The following is a 6,329-nucleotide window of genomic DNA, read 5'->3' on the forward strand; positions in this document are numbered from 1 at the left end:
GGCTCAGGCCGATGCGGTTTCCACCAGCACCGGCGTGGGCGCGGCGGCGTCGAGCTGCGCATCCAGCGGCAGCGCGCCGAAAGCGTCGCGCGTGCGCGCCAGGCGCTCGACCAGGTCGGCCAGCACCGCGCAGGTGTGGCCGTGCGCGTCCAGCAGGCGCTGCGCCAGCTCCGGCGGCAGCCACAGCCGGCCCTGCAGCCGCTGCGCCAGCGCGGAGCGGGCCTGCGCCGCGGCGGCGTGCTGCGCCCGGGCCTGCGCCAGGATCTCGTCCACCTGCGCCACGCGCGCCTCGACATGGACCGGGCTGTAGCGGCGGCGCAGCTTGTCTTCGAGCGTGTCCGAGACGATGCGCAGCATGCGCGCGCCGTCCTCGCTGCCGCTGATCGAGCGCGCCAGCGCCAGCTTGCCCGCGGCATTGGCGGCGTCCGGGTCGTCGGGCGCGGACTGCTCGATCTCCAGCTGCTTCTCGAAGGCCTCCACCGCGCGCGTGAGCCAGGGTGCGTCCTGCGGCACGGCGCCCAGCAGGTCGCGCTCGAACCAGGCCTGCAGCCGTGGCACGTCCTCGGGGCCGGCGCCGGCCACGAACGGAGCGGTCCACAGGTCCAGCGCATCGACCTCGGCGCGGCCCTCGGTGGCGGCGGACACGCGCAGCAGCTGCAGCCACTGGCGCCAGCGGCGGTCGGACATCGGCAGCGACTGCGCCCGCAGCCAGGCGCGCAGGGACCGGAAGGCGGCCAGCGACTCTTCGCCAAGCGCGACGTGCGCCGCGGCCTGCAGCGCCGCCCCGCGCTCGTCGGCCGACAGCGGCTGCTCGACGGCGAGCGCCTGCGGTCGCAGTTGCAGCAGCGCCGTGAAGGCGTCGTCACTGACCGGCAGCACCGGGATACGCAAGATGAAACGGTCGAAGAACGCCTGCAGCGCCTCGTCGCCGGGCACCTCGTTGCTGGCGCCCACGACGCTGACCAGCGGCGTGCGCTCACGGCCGCTGCCGTTGTCGAACTCGCGCTCGTTGAGCAGCGTCAGCAGCGCGTTGAGGATGGCCGAGTTGGCCTTGAACACCTCGTCGAGGAAGGCGATGCCGGCGGTGGGCAGGAAGCCGTCGGTCAGGCGCTCGTAGCGGTCGTCCTCCAGCGCCTTGAGCGACAGCGGGCCGAACAGCTCTTCCGGCGTCGAGAAGCGCGTGAGCAGCCGCTCGAAGTAGCGCGCGCCGTCGAAGGCGCGGTGCAGGCGCCGCGCCAGCTCGCTCTTGGCGGTGCCGGGCGGGCCGATCAGCAGGACATGCTCGCCGGAGAGCGCGGCCAGCAGGGTCAAGCGAACGGCGGTCTGGCGCTCCAGCAGGCCGGCTTCCAGGGATTCGAGCAGCGCGGCCAGGCGCGCGGGGGCGGGCGGTGTCATGGGCCGATTGTCGCCAGCCGGCGCCGGGCCCAAGAAGGAACCGGGTCAAGGATTCGCGCAATCGTGCGCGCCGCGGCGAACGTCCGGTTTCAGCTGGCTTTACCTGGGCTTTACATGGCGGCGGTGAACCGGCGCCGCGCACGCGGCGTTTGAACTCCCAGCACGGCCGGGGACATGCTGGCCGGCAGCCAACGAGGAGTGGATTCATGAGCAGCAGAAGCATCGTCGTCGCGGCACTGGCCCTGGCGGGCGTGCTGGGCGCCGGCATGGCGCAGGCGCATGGCGGGAGCGACGTGCAGTGGTCCGTCACCATCGGCACCCCGGTGGGCGTGCCGGTGTACACGCAGCCCGCGCCGGTGTATGCGCCGGCACCCGTCTACGTGCAGCCCGCGCCGGTCTACGTGCGGCCCGCGCCCGGCTACTACTACGTGCAGCCCTCGCCCTACAGCCGCCCCCGCGGCTACCACCGTGCCTCGCGCTGGGACGCGGACGGCGACGGCATCCCGAACCGCCGCGACCGCCTCTACAACCCGGCCTGGGACCGCGACGGCGACGGCATTCCCAACCGCCACGACCGCTACAACAACCTGCGCCACGACCGCGACGGCGACGGCATCCCGAACTGGGCCGACCGGCGCGACGGGCGGCGCTGAGCGCGAACCGCCGCGGCATGCGGCGGCCCCATGAAGCGCAAAGGCCGTGCCCCGCGAAGGGCACGGCCTCGAACGACGGCCGGGACCGTCGCGCCGCGGCTCAGGGCGACGGCTCGAACACGATGTCCACCCAGTAGTTCGTCGCCTGGTACGACGCGTTCGGGAACTGCACCTCCGTGCCGCCGTAGGCATAGACGCCGTTGCCGCCGCTCTCCCCGTTCTGCAGCAGCCGGATCGGCCCGCGCGTCACCGCGCTGGTGCTGAAGTACCCGCTGTCGCTGGAGTAGCGGCCATTGGGCGCGCGGTACGAGGCCACGTACACCGTGTTGGCCGCCACGGGGATGGGCGTGGCAAAGCTCTGCTGCTGCCAGCCCGTGGCCGTCTCGTTGACGAAGGTGGTGCTGCCCAGCAGCGCTCCGCTGGCCGACCAGATCGCGCCCACATGCGTGCCGGTGTTGCCCGCGCTCTTGTAGAAGCGGATCGCCGTGATGAACCCGGCTTGCGTGGTGCGGAACTTCACGCCCAGGTTGGTCACGACCGTGTCGTTGTCGGCCAGCACCGTCGGGACGGCCGAGGCCGGGAAGGCGGTGCACGGGCACGAAGCCGCCCCGACCGTGAAGCTGCGGCTCGCGGGCGTGCCCTGCAGGTTGCCGCTGTCATCCACCGCGCGCGCCAGGATCGTGGCCGTGCCCGTGGTGCTGGCCGGCAGCGTCCAGCTGTAGCTCCAGCTGCCGCGCCCGCTGGCCGCGCGCCACGTCGCGCCGCCGTCGGTGGACACCTCCACCGCCGCCACCACCCCGCCGCCGGCATCCACCGCCGTGCCCGACACCGTCACGGTGCTGCCCGCGGCCACGCTGGTGCCGGCTGCCGGCGCCGTGATGCTGGCCGTGGCCGCCGCCGTGTCGCTGGAGGCGCTGGCCGCCACCAGCGGCGACTGCAGCGTCGCCGGCTGCACCCCCATGTCGGCGAACAGGTTCACCGTGGCCTGCTGCATGCGCGCATCCACGGGCACGCCCGCGCCGTTGTCGTGCACCGCATCCAGCCCCCAGGACCACTGGATCGTGCCCGCGCCGAACACCAGCGCCCCGCTGGCGTGCCGGTACAGCGTCAGGTAGTGCGTGACGGTGCCCGTGCCGTAGCTCGAGCCGTGGTCCAGCAGCATGCCGTTGGAGGTCACGCTCGTCTGCGACAGCCGCATCAGCCCCGGCGGGCGCGCGCCGTTGTCCAGGTCCGAGTCCCACTCGTAGCCCAGCACCCCGGTGGGCAGCGTGGCGCTTTGCCCCGCGCCCAGCGTGGCCACGCTGGTGTGGCGCCAGAAGCGCAGCTGCCCTTCGGCCTGCGGCACCGTGATGGCGTAGGAGCGCCCGGTCCAGTTGTTCATGAACGCCGTGCCCGTGAGCGCGTTCTCGGGCCGCCCGCCGTCGGCCGGCGGCGAGAAGCGCGGGTCGCGCCACGTGCCCGTCCAGATGCCCGTGGGGTCGATGCGCGCGTTGGCGTGCGTGTCCTTGTAGCTCACCAGCGTGCGGTACGCCGTGTTGCTGCCGTCGATGCTCGCCTCCCAGCGCGTCTTCCAGAACACCTCGTTGCCGCTGAAGAACGCCAGGTGCACCCCGGCATTGCGCGCGGCCTCGACGTTGGCGCGCTGCTGCGCCGACCAGTACTCGTCGTGCCCCACCGACACGAACGCGCGGTGGTTGAGCAGCAGGCTGCCCGAGCGGTCGGTGTCGATGCCGCTGATGTAGCTCACGTCATAGCCGTTGGCCTCCAGCCAGCGCACCATCGGGTACTCGGCATGGAAGAGCCAGTCCTGCCCGCCGTCCACCGCGCGCGTGTTGAACGGGCGGTTGTAGCTGACCTTGTAGGCCCGGCTCGGGCTCGTGCCGGGCCCGCCGCTGTAGAGGCTGTTGCCGCCGTAGTCGTTGTAGGCCTGCCACGTCGTGTCGGAGGTCTGGAACAGCAGCGCCGAGCTGCCGGCGTCGTCGCGCACGACGAAGACGATGTGGCTCGCCCCTCCGGTGTCGCTGCGCACCAGGCGCGCGATGTAGATGCCCGAGGTCGCCGTGGCCGGCACCGCCCAGGACGCCGAGACGGCCCAGTTGCCGCAGTCCACCAGCCCCGTGGCCGCTTGCGTGAGGCAGCCGGGCTGGTTCTGCGGCAGCTCCGCGCTGGGCTGCACCGTGGCCACCTTGCGCGCGCCCTGGCCCCCGTACCAGCCCAGCCGGTAGATGTCGAGCCGGTAGGCTGCTGCCGTGGTCCTGACCTTGAAGAACACCGTCGAGCCGCGGTTGACGCTCATCTGCGTGGCATAGCCCTGGATCGACGCATCGCCCGCGCCGGAGACGTCCCACTCCGAGGCCGGGTTGCCCGGCAGGCAGTTCTCCGCCACCACGGCGTTGGCCGGGCTGGCGCAGCCCCCGCCGCCCGGGGACGCCGCCGCGGTGGTGAAGCTCCAGCTCATGCTGCTGGCCAGCGCGTTGCCGGCCGCGTCCTTCACGCGCGGCTCCGTCGTGCCGCCCCGCACGGTGGCGGTGTAGCCGGTGGAGCCGGCCAGGGCCGCGGCCGGCGTGAGCGTGGCCGTGCGGCTGGCCGCGTCATAGCTCACCGTGGCGCTCACCGCCGTGGGCGAGCCGCTGGCGCGCAGCTCGAAGCTGCCGGCACCGACGCTGGCCGCATCCATCGCCTCGCTGAAGGTCGCCGTCACGCCCGCCGTGGCCGCCACGCCCGTGGCGCCCGCGGCCGGGCTTGTGCCCGTGACGGTCGGCGGCGTGGTGTCGCCGCCCCCGCCGCTGCCCCCGCCGTCGGGCATGAACAGCACGTCCACCCAGTAGTTGCTGGCGCGGTAGCTCTGCGACGGGAAGCTCGATGTGCTGCCGTAGGCATACACCCCGTTGCCCCCGCTGTCGCCGCTGCGCAGCAGCCGCACCGGCGCGTTGTTCACCCCGGTGCTGGCAAAGAAGTCGTAGTCCGCGGCATAGCGCCCGTTGGGCGCGTGGTAGCTGGCCACGTACACCGTGTTGGCGGCAACGGCCACCGGTGGGTTGAACTGCACCTGCTGCCAGCCGCTGGCGCTCTCGTTGACGAAGGTCGCCGTGGCCAGCCGGGTGCCGTCGCTGCTCCAGAGGTTGCCCACGTGCGTGCCGGTGTTGCCTACTCCCTTGTAGAAGCGCACCCCCGTGACCAAGCCCGCCACGTCCACGCGGAACTTCACCCCCAGCTCCACCGCCCCGGGGTCGGCCACCGACGCCGTGGCCGGCACCGCCGTGCTGGTGCTGCTCCACGCGCCGCACGGGCACGCGGTCGCGGCCGCGCCCGTCACGGTGGTGAAGTTCCACGTCACGCTCGCGGCCAGCGCGTTGCCCGCGGCGTCCTTGATGCGCGGCTCGGCCGCCCCGCCGCGCAGCGTGGCGCTGTAGGTGGTGGAGCTGGCGAGCGCCGCCCCGGGCGTGAGCGTGGCCACGCCCGTGGCCGGGTCGTAGTCCACGCTGGCGGCCACCAGCGCGCCGCTGGCAGCGTTGCGCAGCTCGAAGGTGCTGGCATTGATGCTGGCCGCGTCGAGCAGCTCGGTGAAGCCGGCCTTCACGGTGGTGAAGCTGCTCACGCCGGCCGCACCCGCAGCCGGCTGCGTCGAGCTCACGCCGGGGCCGCTGCTGTCGCTGCCGTAGCTTGCGGCGTAGCTGCCGCCGTCGGCGGCGAAGAAGGCGTACTCCACGCCCTTGACGACCTGCAGCGTGAAGGGCACGGGCGTGCCCGCGCGCCTGATGCTGCCCAGCACGGCGCCGCCGGCGGCCCGGCGCGGCAGCATCGCCTGCAGCCCGTTGGCCGCCGCGGCGCGCGTGATGCCAAAGCTCAGCGTGCTGCCGCTCCAGGCGAGGTTCGTGAAGGCGGAGTCGTTGCGCGCGTCCAGCCAGGTCAGCAGCTGCTTGGCCGAGACCACCGGCACCCCGCGCGCCTGGGCCGAGGCCACCACCGTCTCGGACTCCGTGATGATGGCCTCGTCGGTGTGCGCGTTGACGACGTAGGCGCCGTAGTAGCCCTCGGGCCCGACGGCGCGATCCAGCAGCGTGTCCACGGTGTAGGGATAGCTCTGCCCGGACTCGTCGGTCATCTGCGTGGCCGCCTGGTACACGTCCAGCAGGCTGCCGTCCAGGCGCGCGAAGCGCATGGGCATGGCCGAGCCGGTGAAGACGCCCGGCACGTCGCCAACCCAGCCCGGGGGCCAGAAGTAGTAGTTCGTGTCCAGCCGCATGCCGTACTTGGCCTGCACCTCCGGGCCGCTGGTCC

Annotated in this window: 3 protein-coding genes; 1 reads left to right on the top strand and 2 read right to left on the bottom strand. The window is 73.0% G+C overall.

From position 1 onward, the window contains the following. Positions 1 to 3: 3 nt before the first annotated feature. Positions 4 to 1,395, bottom strand: coding sequence for an AAA family ATPase (locus tag FJ694_RS22070; protein ID WP_157269483.1), 1,392 nt, complete (start codon positions 1,393 to 1,395; stop codon positions 4 to 6). Positions 1,396 to 1,601: 206 nt separating this feature from the next. On the opposite strand from FJ694_RS22070, the gene FJ694_RS22075 reads away from it, so the two are divergent. After that, positions 1,602 to 2,048 carry a hypothetical protein gene (locus tag FJ694_RS22075; protein ID WP_157269484.1) on the top strand — a complete coding sequence of 149 codons (447 nt, stop codon included), beginning with the start codon at positions 1,602 to 1,604 and terminating at the stop codon, positions 2,046 to 2,048. 100 nt (positions 2,049 to 2,148) lie between these two features. Here the strand turns inward: FJ694_RS22075 and FJ694_RS22080 are convergent. Further along, positions 2,149 to 6,329: N,N-dimethylformamidase beta subunit family domain-containing protein (locus tag FJ694_RS22080; RefSeq protein WP_157269485.1), on the bottom strand; the 4,181-nt coding region annotated here is incomplete at its 5' end.

The sequence above is a fragment of the Azohydromonas aeria genome (genome assembly GCF_009760915.1).
Lineage (GTDB): Bacteria > Pseudomonadota > Gammaproteobacteria > Burkholderiales > Burkholderiaceae_C > Azohydromonas > Azohydromonas aeria.